This is a genomic window from Ruegeria sp. BB10 (genome assembly GCF_056535725.1).
The window spans coordinates 394,339-407,796 of the sequence record NZ_JBQFIW010000001.1 but is presented as its reverse complement, the minus strand read 5'-3'; the positions used below and the strand labels follow the sequence as shown (position 1 = coordinate 407,796).

Annotated in this window: 16 protein-coding genes; 2 read left to right on the top strand and 14 right to left on the bottom strand. The window is 58.6% G+C overall.

Annotated elements, in window-relative coordinates; translation table 11 throughout:
* Positions 1–3 precede the first annotated feature (3 nt).
* From ACR3EP_RS02060 to ACR3EP_RS02045, 4 genes are read right to left on the bottom strand one after another with little or no spacing between them, the layout of a single operon-like run.
* A complete protein-coding gene (locus tag ACR3EP_RS02060; RefSeq protein WP_480636077.1) occupies positions 4–477 on the bottom strand; it encodes a periplasmic heavy metal sensor in 474 nt (157 codons plus the stop codon).
* Positions 474–824, bottom strand: a complete 351-nt coding sequence (locus tag ACR3EP_RS02055; RefSeq protein WP_480636075.1) for a hypothetical protein — start codon at positions 822–824, stop codon at positions 474–476. Before ACR3EP_RS02055 ends, ACR3EP_RS02060 begins: the two co-directional genes overlap by 4 nt.
* Positions 817–1,428 carry an RNA polymerase sigma factor gene (locus ACR3EP_RS02050; RefSeq protein ID WP_480636073.1) on the bottom strand — a complete coding sequence of 204 codons (612 nt, stop codon included), beginning with the start codon at positions 1,426–1,428 and terminating at the stop codon, positions 817–819. Before ACR3EP_RS02050 ends, ACR3EP_RS02055 begins: the two co-directional genes overlap by 8 nt.
* A 6-nt stretch (positions 1,429–1,434) precedes the next feature.
* Positions 1,435–1,902, bottom strand: coding sequence for an EF-hand domain-containing protein (locus tag ACR3EP_RS02045; protein ID WP_170348176.1), 468 nt, complete (start codon positions 1,900–1,902; stop codon positions 1,435–1,437).
* 199 nt (positions 1,903–2,101) lie between these two features.
* Here ACR3EP_RS02045 and ACR3EP_RS02040 point away from each other — a divergent pair, with 199 nt between their 5' ends.
* Together ACR3EP_RS02040 and ACR3EP_RS02035 are read left to right on the top strand one after the other, a co-directional pair.
* A complete protein-coding gene (locus ACR3EP_RS02040; RefSeq protein WP_170360144.1) occupies positions 2,102–2,500 on the top strand; it encodes a DUF983 domain-containing protein in 399 nt (132 codons plus the stop codon).
* A gap of 25 nt (positions 2,501–2,525) precedes the next feature.
* Positions 2,526–3,227 carry an NUDIX hydrolase gene (locus ACR3EP_RS02035; protein WP_170409218.1) on the top strand — a complete coding sequence of 234 codons (702 nt, stop codon included), beginning with the start codon at positions 2,526–2,528 and terminating at the stop codon, positions 3,225–3,227.
* A gap of 3 nt (positions 3,228–3,230) precedes the next feature.
* Here the strand turns inward: ACR3EP_RS02035 and ACR3EP_RS02030 are convergent, their stop codons facing one another.
* The 10 genes from ACR3EP_RS02030 to nuoI are packed head-to-tail and all read right to left on the bottom strand — an operon-like array spanning position 3,231 to position 13,456.
* Positions 3,231–4,898 (bottom strand): ribonuclease J, encoded by a 1,668-nt coding sequence (locus tag ACR3EP_RS02030; RefSeq protein ID WP_170548094.1) that lies wholly within the window; start codon positions 4,896–4,898, stop codon positions 3,231–3,233.
* Positions 4,895–5,674, bottom strand: coding sequence for a type III pantothenate kinase (locus tag ACR3EP_RS02025; RefSeq protein WP_170360150.1), 780 nt, complete (start codon positions 5,672–5,674; stop codon positions 4,895–4,897). The genes ACR3EP_RS02030 and ACR3EP_RS02025 overlap by 4 nt, the downstream gene beginning before the upstream one ends.
* Positions 5,675–5,685: 11 nt before the next feature.
* Positions 5,686–6,435 (bottom strand): biotin--[acetyl-CoA-carboxylase] ligase, encoded by a 750-nt coding sequence (locus ACR3EP_RS02020; RefSeq protein ID WP_170348169.1) that lies wholly within the window; start codon positions 6,433–6,435, stop codon positions 5,686–5,688.
* 54 nt (positions 6,436–6,489) lie between these two features.
* Positions 6,490–7,932, bottom strand: a complete 1,443-nt coding sequence (gene nuoN, locus ACR3EP_RS02015) for an NADH-quinone oxidoreductase subunit NuoN (RefSeq protein WP_170348167.1) — start codon at positions 7,930–7,932, stop codon at positions 6,490–6,492.
* Positions 7,933–7,947: 15 nt separating this feature from the next.
* Entirely contained in the window at positions 7,948–9,492 is a 1,545-nt protein-coding gene (locus tag ACR3EP_RS02010; protein WP_170348165.1) for an NADH-quinone oxidoreductase subunit M, read from the bottom strand.
* A complete protein-coding gene (gene nuoL / locus ACR3EP_RS02005) occupies positions 9,492–11,639 on the bottom strand; it encodes an NADH-quinone oxidoreductase subunit L (protein ID WP_480636070.1) in 2,148 nt (715 codons plus the stop codon). The genes ACR3EP_RS02010 and nuoL overlap by 1 nt, the downstream gene beginning before the upstream one ends.
* A gap of 6 nt (positions 11,640–11,645) precedes the next feature.
* The gene (gene nuoK / locus ACR3EP_RS02000; RefSeq protein WP_005984024.1) at positions 11,646–11,951 is read right to left on the bottom strand and encodes an NADH-quinone oxidoreductase subunit NuoK; all 306 of its coding nucleotides are present in this window, start codon (positions 11,949–11,951) and stop codon (positions 11,646–11,648) included.
* 4 nt (positions 11,952–11,955) lie between these two features.
* Positions 11,956–12,558, bottom strand: a complete 603-nt coding sequence (locus ACR3EP_RS01995) for an NADH-quinone oxidoreductase subunit J (protein WP_480636068.1) — start codon at positions 12,556–12,558, stop codon at positions 11,956–11,958.
* Positions 12,555–12,965 carry a carboxymuconolactone decarboxylase family protein gene (locus tag ACR3EP_RS01990; protein ID WP_425080958.1) on the bottom strand — a complete coding sequence of 137 codons (411 nt, stop codon included), beginning with the start codon at positions 12,963–12,965 and terminating at the stop codon, positions 12,555–12,557. The genes ACR3EP_RS01995 and ACR3EP_RS01990 overlap by 4 nt, the downstream gene beginning before the upstream one ends.
* Complete coding sequence (nuoI, locus tag ACR3EP_RS01985; protein ID WP_039524264.1) at positions 12,962–13,456, bottom strand: NADH-quinone oxidoreductase subunit NuoI; 495 nt, start codon at positions 13,454–13,456, stop codon at positions 12,962–12,964. Before nuoI ends, ACR3EP_RS01990 begins: the two co-directional genes overlap by 4 nt.
* Between the last annotated feature and the right edge of the window lie 2 nt (positions 13,457–13,458).

The window sequence follows — 13,458 nt, the reverse complement described above, 5'->3', positions numbered from 1 at the left end:
CGATCAATCCTTGTGCTTGCGCCCATGCGCCTTGCGCTCGACCACTTCCTGCAGCCGGTCCGCGTAAGCCTGACGTTCCGCGTCAGTCATCGCGGTAATGCGGTCCAGCCATTTATCCTGTAATGCGCTTTGCAATTCGGCCATGGCTTGCGCCTGTTGCTGCAGCAGCGCCTGCACCGCCTCGGGATCGAACGGTTCCGCGCGCAAGGCTGCCTCAAGCGCGGCAAAGTCCTGCGACCGCATCTTCGCCCCCTTGATATGCCGCTCAGACAACTCACCGCGCAACGCTTTCCGTTCCTCTTTGGGCAGCGCCCGGTACAATGTTGGGGCAAATCCGGGCGGACCCTTGCCGTGATGCCCGCCTTTGACCCTGTAAACAGTGCCCAAAGCGACCCCGACAACCAAAAGGTTCAGCGCCAGCGATACGGTCAAAAGAACCGTCACCCACCGTCTTTTGGGTTTGGCATTATCGCTCATTCGGCGTCCTCCAGAAAAGTTGTGTCCAGGCCAAGGTCAGCGACCACAAAGCTGGTGTCCTGCGGAAAGATAATCGTTGCCGGGTCAGGTAAAAAGTCGGGCGCGGCAAATCCAATCCAAACCCCTGCGGCACTGGCCGCGGCCAAACCACCCATGCTCTGCCAGCCTCCGATCCCGTCCAGCAGCCGCGCCCAGACAGAACGCGGTGGATCTGCAGGTTTCATCCGGTCAAGACGCACCGTTTCGGCGTCCGTCAGAATGCGAACCGCCAGATCATCGGGCAGTTCCGGCCGGGCTTGCCGTGCCTGAGCAAACAACTGGTCCAATTTCATGTCATCTTCAGCCATCTTCGTACCCCAGTTCATCTTGCCGTCCTGCCAGTATTGCCGCCAAGGCGCGCTTTCCGCGCGCGGTCAGGCTTTCTACCGCTTCAGTCGAAATGCCCATGATCCCGGCGATTTCAGGGTTGGGCAGTTCTTCGATATGCCGCAAAATCACCGCTTGCTGTTGGCGGTCTGGCAATTGCGACAACGCTGATTGCAGCGCATCCTTACGCGCCGCTTCTTGTAGCCGCTCGGTAGCGCTCAGGTCTTCATCCTCGGGCTCGGGCACATCGTCCAGACAGTCCGGCCTTTTCTTGCGCTGCACATCCACACACAGGTTCAGCGTGACCCGATACAGCCAGGTGGACACCTTGGCCTGCCCCGGCGCCCATTTTGGGGCCATCTGCCACAGCCGCATCATGGCGTCCTGCGTTACGTCTTCGGCCTCGGCCCGGTTGCCCAGCATTCGCATCGCGACTGAAAAACAACGCGGCCCCAACCGGTCAGTCAACTGACGGGCAGCCGCCGCGTCGCCGCCCGCGAACTGCCGCAGCAACGCATCATCTGTCGTATCCGCGGCACATTCTGCGCCGCGGACATCCTGTAAGGGAGAGGTCAGATCCTCCATCCTTCATCAGCTGTCGTCAGAGTCCGCCTTGCCGTGTTTCTTGTGCTTGCGACCCATCCGCTCTTTCGCATCGGCGTATTCCTGTTCCGAGATCGTTCCGCTGTTATCGGCGTCGATACGGTCAAACATCTTGCCAGCGCGGCGCGGTTTGGGCAACTCGTCTTCACTCAGAAAGCCGTCCTGATTGGCGTCGTGTTTTTCGAACATCTTGGTCACGCGGTCATTGGCGCGTTTTTGGCCAGCGGCCTGCATTTCTTCGACGCTCAGTTTGCCGTCGCCGTCAGCGTCAGCGTTCGAGAATCGCTGCGTGCGGTGGGCCTCCAATTCTTCCTGCGTCAGTTGACCGTCACCATTGGCATCCAGTTCTTGAAAGCTTGCAGGTTCACGATCCTTTGGTCCGGCCGCCAATACGGACGTGCCTGTGATTGCAATAGCCGAGATAAGGATGGCCGGAATGAATTTGGCGCTTTTCATGTCGTTTTCCCTTTGTTTGGCGGCCCCATCGCCGCTGCTCACATAAGTTCAAACGCAGGGCTGGATGCTTTCCGTCGCAAAAATCCAAAAAACTTTGCAGGCCTTTACCAACACCCCACGCCACAAAGCGACGCACCCCTCTTTTTTTCAGGGCAAAACAAGCGCATTATCCGGCTCAAACGAACGCGCGAGTTTTACAATGACAGATCAAACGATCGACACCACGACTGAGAATGACCGCCCCACTTGGCCTGCTTTGGTCAAAGGCTTCCGCTGCCGCTGCCCCAAATGCGGCGAGGGCAAGGTTCTGAAAGGCTATCTGAAGGTCAAGGACAGCTGCGACTCTTGTGGGCAAGAGCTGTTTCACCATCGGGCAGATGACGGTCCGGCGTACCTGACCATTCTGCTGGTCGGACACCTGATGGCACCGGCCCTTCACGTGTCTTATGTAGAGTTTCGCCCGGAACCGATGACCATGTTCCTGATCTTTGCCATCGGTTGTACGGCCCTGTCCTTGTTCCTGCTGCCTCGGCTGAAGGGCGCGGTTGTCGCGTACCAATGGGCACGTCGCATGCACGGGTTCGAAAAAGCGCAATGACCTCGCTCATCGGCTCGCACAGAACATGACAGTCGACAAATCAGCGATACGGGACGCGGCAACGGTCATCGTTCTGCGAGATCGTATGATCGAGCCGTCCATCCTGATGGGGCAACGCGGTGCAAAGGCCGTATTCATGCCCAATAAGTTCGTGTTTCCAGGCGGTGCCGTCGATGCCGAGGACAGCTCGGTCCCTTTGGCCACGCCCCTGCCCGCGTTGTGCAGCGACAGGCTGGACGAAAAGTCCGAACCGGGATTGCAAAACGCACTGGCCGCAGCCGCAATTCGTGAATTGTGGGAAGAAACAGGGCTGATCCTGGGGGATCCCGGCGGGTGGAGCGGCACAGTTCCGGACGATTGGCAGGGCTTTGCCGACTTGGGTTACCGCCCATCGGCCAGCGCGCTGCAATTTGTGTTCCGTGCTGTGACCCCTCCGGGGCGCCCACGCCGTTTCGACGCACGGTTCTTTCTGGTCGATGCCAACGCCGTTCAGGGGGATCTGGATGATTTCAGCCGCGCGTCGGATGAGCTGTCCCATTTGCAATGGGTCCCGCTGGACCGCGCGCGCGAACTGGACCTGCCTTTCATAACCGAGGTCGTTCTTGCCGAAATAGCGGCCCGGGCTTCAAATCCCGAACCACCCGCCACCGTGCCGCTATATCTGCATACCGAAGAACAAAGCCTGTTCTTGCAGCTCAAGGGTTATCCCATGCCCGACGCGGACTAGGCGTCACCTCATCCGGCTGATAACCGTCGTCACCTCGGGCTTTTTACCGATTTCTGACTTGGCGGTCTGGCGCACGATGCGGCGCAAAGCTTCCTCCAGCTTGTCATCGTCGCGCAACGTCTTGGCATCGGCCCGCATCAGAAATTGGTTCAGATCCTCTTCCAACACCTCAATCAGCGCCGCCCGCGACGTCCCGATTTCAGGCAAGCCCATCGTGTCGCACCACGGCTCACCCAGCGGCTCGTCCTCTTCGTCCAGAATGACCGTCACGGTCACGTGCCCGTTCAAAGCCATGCGAATACGGTCACGCACGATCCCGTCCAGAGCCCCGACCTTGACGGTGCCGTCCAGATAGGTGCGGCCGGTTTCAATATAATCCACCACCTGCGGCGCATTGCCTGTCAGGTCAACCATCGTTCCGTTGACGGCCAGAATGCCCGTACGCCCACCGGCCTCGGCCAGTTTAGTGTGTTCACGCAAATGCCGATGCTCGCCGTGCATCGGGATCACCATCTGCGGGTCGATCAGGGCGTGAACTCTTTCAAGATCCGGTCGGTTGGCATGGCCGGACACGTGGTACAGACCTGAACTGTCATCCACCACATCCACACCCTTTTCGCTGAGCTGGTTCATGATGAAAATCACGCCGCGCTCATTTCCGGGGATGGTTTTGGATGAGAACAGGAACAGATCACCCTCTTTCAGCTCCAGCCCGCGGTATTTGCCCCGCGCCAGTTGGGCACTGGCGGCGCGGCGTTCGCCCTGGCTGCCGGTCACGATCAGCATCAGGTTCTGGCGCGGCATGTCCACGGCCTCTTCGGCACTGACAACCTTGGGAAAATCCGTGAGGATTCCAGTTTCAGTCGCGGCTTCAATCATCCGTCGCATGGCACGCCCCAGCAACACAACCGAACGCCCGGCGCGCTGGCCCGCTTCGGCCAGTGTTTTCACCCGTGCAACGTTCGATGCAAAGGTGGTCGCAACCACCATACCTTCGGCGCTTTCAACCAGTTTGGTGATCTCGGGGCCAACCTCGGATTCCGAACGACCCGCATGGCCAGAAAAAACATTGGTGCTGTCACAGACCAGCGCCTTAACACCGGATTTCGCGACCTCGGCCCACAGATCGGGATCAAAGGGCTCACCCACCACGGGGTTTTCATCCAGCTTGAAGTCACCAGTATGCACAATCCGCCCCTTGGGCGTGTCGATCACCAGCGCAGCACTTTCGGGGATCGAATGCGACACAGGCAGGAAGCCAATCGTGAAGGGACCGACCGAGACCTGCTCGGGCCAGGCCGATACCGTGCGGACCGCGTCCTCGGGGTGACCATGTTCCTCCATCTTGCGACGGGCAATGTTGGCGGTGAAGGCGCGTGCATAGACAGGTGCGCCCAGTGTCTCATAGCAATGGGCCACGGCGCCGACGTGGTCTTCGTGCGCGTGGGTGACGAATACGGCCTCAAGCCGGTCCGCCCTTTCGCGCAGCCACGAGATATCGGCATGGATCAGATCAACGCCCGGCGTCGTGTCCATATCCGGAAAGGTCACGCCAAGATCCACCAGGATCAGACGCTCTTTCCCGGGCTTTCCATAGCCATAGACATACGCATTCATGCCAATTTCGCCGGCGCCACCCAGCGGCAAATAGATCAGTCGTTCACTGCTCATGTCGAGCCATTATCCTTGTTATAGCGATGGATCACGGTCAGCCCGTGCATCGTCAGATCTTCTTCGATCGCGTCAAACCCGACATCCGCCTGATCGAACAAAGGCGCAAGCCCACCGGTGCCGACCACTTTCATCGGCATACCGTATTCCGCCTTGATCCGGGCAATCAGCCCCTCGATCAAGCCGGAATAGCCCCAATACACGCCGGACTGGATGCAGCCAACCGTATTCGTACCAATCACCTTTTCCGGGCGGGTAATGTCGATATGCGGCAATGCAGCCGCGCCTTGGTGGAGTGCCTCAAGGCTGAGGTTCACACCCGGTGCAATGATGCCGCCAACATAGGCACCGTCGTGGGCCACTACATCGAAATTCGTGGCCGTCCCGAAATCGACCACAACAACATCGCCGCCATGGCGGTCAAACGCGCCCACGGCATTGGCCAACCGGTCCGGGCCGGGGATTGTTCCTTCGTCAATGCGCGGTGCCACGGGCAACAGGCATTCAGGCTTGCCCACAACCAGCGGCCGACACCCAAAGAAGCGATCAGCAAAAATACGCAGGTTAAAGACCACACGCGGCACGGTCGAGGCGATCACCACGTCAGTAATCTCCGCTTCGATCCCGTAATGTTTCACCAGCGTCGAATACCAAGTGAAATAGGCATCCGCCGTACGCGAATGATGGGTCGAGGTGCGCAGGGTACACAGGAACTTTTCGCCGTCCCAGATCGAGAAAACGGTATTGGTGTTGCCGCAGTCGATAGCCAGAAGCATCTGAGCCCCCTTTAGAAGTACACGTCCGCCGCAGGAATGCTGACACGGCCTTTTGCGGTCTTTAGGACAAGGTTGCCGCCCGAGTCCACGGTTTCAAAGGTTCCAACCGTTTCAGATGTCGAGGTTCGCGCTGTGATCACTTCACCCAAGCGAGCGGCACGAGACAGCCAGGCAGTGCGGATCGGCTCGAACCCGTAGGTCACGAACTGAGTTTCATATTGTGCATAAGCCGCGGCCAATTCGGTCAGAAAATCCTCGGGCAGCACTGCGGCACCGGTTTCCGACAACAGAGAGACTGGCCGCACCGCGCTTTGTTCCACCGCATAGGCTGGGGGCGCCTGGGAAAGATTTACACCGATGCCAATCGACAGATACGACACGCCCCCGCCCTTTCCGGTGCTTTCCAGCAAGATGCCCGCCAGCTTGCCCCCGTTCAGCAGCACGTCGTTGGGCCACTTCAATGACAGCCCGTCGGCGCGACCGGTGACCGCGACACAGGCGTCGAACAGCGCCAAGGCCGCCACAAAGCTGCGCAAGGCCGCTTGTTCCGGATTACCCTGCGGTCGCATTAACAAGGTCGCCGCCAGGTTGCCCTTGGGGTTGGCCCACGCCCTACCCCGTCGTCCCCGCGCCGCCGTCTGGTGATGCGCCATGATCCACACAGGGCCCGGCGCCGTAGGGGCAAGCCGGGCAGCCTCATTCAATGTACTGTCGACTTCCTGCACGATGTGCAGTCCGTATCCTTGCGGCCAATCAGTCACGTCAAAAAGGCCCGGCCTTTTGACCGAGCCCCCTGAAATTGGATGTTAAACACGTCAGTTGACAAGCGTCGCTGCCGCAGCTGCAGCCGCGCCTTCGATGCCGAACTGATAGAAAACGCCCACCAGCATCAGCGCCGCCGACCCCATCAGCGCGACCCACAGAACCGGGGTCGAGTGGGTTTCGATCGGATCCTCGTTCTCGGCCCCGAAATACATGTAGAACACGATCCGCAGGTAATAGAACGCACCGATCACAGAAGCGATGGCCGACACGATCACCAACCCGGTCAGACCCGCGCTGATACCAGCCTGCCAGACGCCGAACTTGGCGAAAAAGCCCAACATTGGCGGAACGCCAGCAAGGCTGAACATTAGGATCAGAACAGCCAGGGCCTTACCCGGATCGCGTTTGGAAAACTGGCGAAGCGCATCGATATCAGTGACGGGTTTGCCATCGCGCTCCATCATCAGGATGAAGGCAAAGGTGCCGATATTCATGGTCACGTAAATTGCCAGATACATCAGCATCGCTTTGATGCCCATTTCCGTACCCGCTGCCAGACCGATCAGCGCATAACCCATATGGGCAATCGATGAAAACGCCATCAGCCGCTTGATATTGCGCTGACCAATCGCGGCAACCGCACCCAGCAGCATCGACAGAACCGAAAGCAGTACGATCACCTGCTGCCAGTCTTTCACTACGCCACCAAAGGCGTCATGCATCAAGCGGGCAAACAGCGCCATCGCCGCCACTTTTGGTGCGGTAGCAAAGAAGGCGGTGATCGGCGTGGGCGATCCTTCGTACACGTCCGGCGTCCACATATGGAAGGGCACAGCCGAAACCTTGAAGGCAAGGCCCGAGATCAGGAAGATCAGGCCGAACAGCAGACCAACCGAGATGTCGTCATGGTGGACCGTTTGGATGATGCCCGAAAACAGCGTCGTGCCAGTAAAGCCATAAACAAGCGATGCACCATACAGCAGCAGCCCCGAACTGAGCGCACCCAGTACGAAGTACTTCAGACCGGCCTCAGTTGATTTGGCGCTGTCACGACGCAACGCAGCCACGACGTACAGCGACAGGGATTGCAGCTCCAGCCCCATATACAAGGACATCAGATCGCCTGCGCTGACCATCATCATCATACCGACAGCAGCCAGTGCCACCAGCAACGGGTATTCGAACCGCAACAGATCGCGGCGGGTCATATATTCCTGGCTCATCACCAGAACAGCCGCAGCCGACAGCAGGATCGCGACCTTGGCAAACCGCGAGAACCCGTCATCGACGAACATCCCGTTGAACGCCACGTTGGTGCCATCGCCATTGGTTGCAATCCAGAAGGACAGCAGCGCCATCAGCCCCGCCGTCGTCCACACCAGAATTGGCGCCAGCGCGTCTTTCGTCGTGTAAACTGCCCCGATAAGGGCGGCCATCGCATACACGGCCAGAACGATTTCCGGCAGGATTATTGTCAGATCAGCCTGGATCATGTCTCCAAAGCTCCCTTAATGCGAGGCGGCCGTCTGGGTCGCGGCCTCAGCCGCGGCCAGAGCCGAGTCATAGTTCGAAATCAGCGCGGCGGTCGAATTGCCGATCACATCGGTTACCAGCGACGGGTAAACGCCAAGCAGGATGGTCATCACGATCAGCGGTGCAAAGATCAGCCGCTCGCGCGAGCTCATGTCCGTCATTGCCTTGAGGCTTTCCTTGATCAGATCGCCAAACACGACCCGGCGATACAGCCACAGCGCATAGGCAGCCGAGAAGATCACGCCAGATGCAGCCACAGCCGTCACCCAGGTATTGACCTGGAACGCGCCCATCAGCGTCAGGAATTCACCGATGAACCCGGATGTGCCCGGCAGGCCGACATTGGCCATTGTGAACAGCATGAAGACCAGCGCGTATGCGGGCATGCGGATCACCAGACCGCCATAAGCGTCGATGTCACGCGTGTGCATGCGGTCATAGATGACACCGACACACAGGAAGAGCGCGGCCGAGATAAACCCGTGGCTGAGCATCTGGAAGATCGCGCCGTCAATACCCTGCTGGTTCGCAGCAAAGATACCCATAGTCACAAAGCCCATATGAGCAACCGAGGAATAAGCGATCAGCTTTTTCATATCCTCCTGCACCAGCGCCACCAGCGAGGTGTAGACTACTGCGATGGCCGACATCCACAACACCAGATCGGTCATCACCGCTGACCCGACCGGGAACATCGGCAGACTGAACCGCAGGAAGCCATAGCCGCCCATCTTCAGCAGGATCGCCGCCAGCACAACCGAGCCTGCAGTCGGCGCCTGAACGTGTGCGTCAGGTAGCCAGGTATGAACCGGCCACATCGGCATTTTCACCGCAAACGAGGCAAAGAAGGCCAGGAACATCAACGTCTGCATACCGCCGACGATATAAACGCCCAGCACGCTGAACCCTTCGGACGAGAAATGGTGGCTCATCAAGGCTTCGATATCAGTGGTGCCTGCATCGGAATACATCGCAACCATCGCCACCAGCATCAGCACCGAGCCCAGGAAAGTATAGAGGAAGAACTTGAAGCTCGCATAAATCCGGTTCGCCCCACCCCAGATGCCGATGATCAAGAACATCGGGATTAGGCCGGCCTCGAAGAACAGGTAGAACAGCACCAGATCCAGCGCCATGAACACGCCCAGCATCAGCGTTTCCAGCAGCAGGAAGGCGATCATGTATTCTTTGACGCGGTCGGTGACCTGCCAGCTGGCCAGAATAGTCAGCGGCATGATGAAAGTGGTCAGCAGTACGAACAGAACGCTGATACCATCTACACCCATCTTGTATTTTAGGCCCAACAGCCACTCGGCCTCTTCCACCATCTGAAAGCCGGTATTGGACGGATCAAAGCCTGTATAGATACCGATCGAGACAAGGAAGGTCACCGTGGTCGCCACCAGTGCAACCCATTTCGCGTTGCGCTGCGCAGCCGCGTCCTCACCATGCAGGAACAGGGCCAGGATGCCTGCCGCCACTGCCGGAATAAAGGTGACGATCGAGAGGATATTATCCATTAGTGTGCGCCTCCGCCGATCGACATCCAGGTGACCAGGGCAGCGATACCCAGAACCATCCAGAAGGCATAAGTAAAGATGTAGCCCGTCTGTGCCTTGCCTGCGAGGCGGGTAAAGAAGGGAATAACACCCATCGAAACCCCGTTCAGGAAGCCGTCGATGGTATTGCCATCACCGCGTTTCCACAGGAACCGACCAAGCGCAACGGTGGGTTTGACAAAGATCGCATCGTAGATCTCGTCAAAGTACCACTTGTTCAGCAGGAACAGGTAAAGCGGACGCTGGTTCTGTGCCAGACGCCCCGGCAGGGACGGGTTCACGATATAGAACCAATAGGCCATGACAAAACCCAGCGCCATCGCGACAAAGGGTGAGACCTTGACCCATTTCGGGGCGGCATGCGCATCGTCCAGAATATGGTTGTCCGGCGCGATATAGATCGCGCCCTCGCCCGGCTCACCCGCGAAGACATAGTGGTGATCACCGCCATGCGCGTCCTTCTCGCCGTGCCCATCATCGGCATGAGTATCTTCTGCGTGCCCCTCATCAGCGTGTGCATCATCCGCATGTGAATCCGCAGTGCCATGATCGCCCGCCTCGGCATGCTCCGACGCCTCGGCCACCGGAATGCCATAGAACTTGCCGACCTTATCCGCGTGACCAAAGAAGTTGCCATACCAGATCATCCCGGCAAAGACCGCGCCCAAGGACAGCACGCCCAAAGGAATCAACATGGTCATCGGACTTTCATGCGCATGCTCATGCGTATGTTGATCACCGCGCGGCGTGCCATAGAAAGTCAGAAAGATCAGGCGCCAGCTGTAGAACGCAGTGAACGCAGCCGCGATCACCAGCAGCCAGAAGCCATAGGCAGACCCACCAGCATAGGCACTCTCGATGATGGCATCTTTGGACAGGAACCCGGCGAACCCGATGGTGGTCAGCGGAATACCAACCCCGGTAATAGCCAGTGTCCCGATCATCATCGCCCAGAAGGTATAAGGGATTTTCTTACGCAGACCGCCGTATTCGGTCATTTCCTGCTCGTGATGCATAGCGTTGATCACCGAACCGGCCCCAAGGAACAGCAGCGCCTTGAAGAAGGCGTGCGTAAACAGGTGGAACATCGCCGCCGAATACATGCCCACACCAGCGGCCACGAACATGTAGCCCAGCTGCGAACAGGTAGAATAGGCGATGACGCGCTTGATATCGGTCTGAACCAGACCCACGGTCGCCGCAAAGAACGCGGTCGAGGCGCCTAGTACGGTGATGAACCCAGTCGCACCCGGCGCGAACTCCATCAGCGGCGACATGCGGCAGACAAGGAAGACACCTGCTGTCACCATGGTCGCAGCGTGGATCAGTGCCGACACTGGTGTCGGGCCTTCCATCGCATCCGGCAACCAGGTGTGCAGGATCAGCTGCGCCGATTTACCCATCGCACCGATGAACAGCAGCACACAGATCACCTCGATGGCGTTCCACTCACCCCACAAGAAGTGCAGTTGCGTTTCCGCTAGCTCAGGGGCCGACGCGAAAATGTCGGAAAAATTGATGCTGTCCGTCAAGAAGAACAGCGCAAAAATCCCCAGCGCAAAACCAAAGTCGCCCACCCGGTTGACAATGAACGCTTTCATCGCCGCCGCGTTGGCCGATGGCTTGCGGTAGTAGAAGCCGATCAGCAGGTAAGACGCGACACCCACACCTTCCCAGCCAAAGAACATCTGAACCAGATTATCCGCCGTCACCAGCATCAGCATGGCAAAGGTAAAAAACGACAGATAAGCAAAGAAGCGCGGCTTATAGCTCTCGCCTTCACGCCATTGCGGATCATGGGCCATATAGCCAAAGGAATACAGGTGTACGAGCGCCGATACGGTCGTCACCACGATCAGCATGATCGCGGTCAGCCGGTCCAGCCGCACGGCCCAGCTTGTCGAGAGCGAGCCGCTCTCGATCCAGCGCATGATCTCGACCTGCTGGGTCACCCCGTCAAAGGTGAAGAACACGATCCACGACAGCAAACAGGCCAGAAACAGCAGGCCGGTGGCGGTCCACATCGCGGCTTTTTCGCCAATGAATCGCCAGCCGAACCCGCAAAGCAGCGCGCCCACCAGCGGGGCAAAGAGGATGGTAGTTTCCATGTTCTCTTACCCCTTCATCATATTGACGTCTTCAACCGCGATGGTGCCGCGGTTGCGGAAGAAGCAGACCAGAATGGCCAGACCAATCGCCGCCTCGGCCGCTGCAACGGTCAGCACGAACAGCGTAAACACCTGCCCGACCAGATCGCCGAGGAAACTGGAAAACGCCACAAGGTTGATATTCACCGCCAGCAGCATCAGTTCGATGCTCATCAGCAGGATGATGACGTTCTTGCGGTTCAGAAAGAGACCGAAGATGCCGATGACGAACAGTGTCGCCGCGACCGTAAGATAGTGTTCAAGTCCGATCATCGTCTCAAAGTCCCTGCCCCGGTTTCACGTCCTTCAACTCCATCGCCTTGGCCGGGTCGCGCATCATCTGGCCGATGATGTCCTGACGCTTGATGTCCTGACGGTGGCGCAGCGTCAGAACAATGGCGCCGATCATGGCCACCAGCAGGATCAGGCCCGCCAGCTGGAACAGAAGGAAGTATTGATCATAAAGGATGACACCCAGCGCCTCGGTGTTATGGCGATCAACAGGCACCGGCTGAGCCAGATTGGCCGCCGCGCCCTGCGCGCTGTCCCAGGCCCCAAAGGCCATGACGAACTGCATCAGAATGACCAGACCGATCAGCAAGGCCAATGGCATGTAACGCGCCATCTCGGCCTTGAGCTCGGCAAAGTCCACATCCAGCATCATCACCACGAACAAGAACAGAACCGCGACCGCGCCGACATAGACGATAATCAGCAGCATCGCCACAAATTCGGCCCCCAGCAAAACGAACAGCCCCGCCGCAGACAGGAAAGACAGGATCAGCCACAGCACCGAATGCACCGGCTGGCGGCTGATCACCGTGAACAGCCCGCCGGTGATGGCGCTGATGGCAAACAGGTAGAAGGCAAAGACGGTCATTGATCCTCATCCTCGTTATCGCCCATGACCTCTTGCGCCAGATCCAGTGCGCGGGTCATGGCCGGGATGCCGGCAAAGACCGACATCTGGCCGATCGTTTCCACGATCTCTTGTTTCTTTGCGCCCGCTTCCAGCGCGTGACGCACGGTCTGACGCACCGCTGAATCCGCCTGCGCGCCCTGACAGGTCAGCCCGGCCAGCGTCAGCAGCAGGCGGGTCTTGGCGTCCAATCCGTCCTTGTTGACGGTGTTGCCGAACATCATTTCCATGACCTCTTTCGGCATGGTCGGCCACAGCGCCTCGAACCCTTTGGGCGAGAAATTCTCCATCGCCGGGTTCATCGCCTTGGCCATGTCCTGAGCCTGCTTCATCATCAGGTCGAACGGATTTTGGGGCGTGTCACTCATCTGTACGGCGCGTCCATTTCCAGATTGCGGGCGATCTCGGCTTCCCAGCGTTCACCGTTATCCAGCAGCTTTTCCTTGTCGTAGAACAATTCTTCCCGGGTTTCGGTCGCAAATTCGAAGTTCGGGCCTTCGACAATGGCATCGACCGGGCAGGCTTCCTGACAGAAGCCGCAATAGATGCACTTGGTCATGTCGATGTCATAGCGTGTCGTACGGCGGCTACCGTCCTCGCGCGGTTCGGCGTCGATCGTGATAGCCTGCGCCGGGCAGATCGCTTCGCACAGTTTGCAGGCGATGCAGCGCTCCTCGCCGTTCGGATAGCGGCGCAGGGCGTGTTCGCCCCGGAAACGCGGGGACAGAGGGCCTTTTTCGTGCGGGTAGTTCACGGTGGCCTTCGGGGCGAAGAAATACTTCAGTCCCAGCTTCATGCCGACCCAGAAATCCTGCAGCAGGAAGTACTTGGCAGCGCGGGTGTAGTCGATTTGCGTCATGA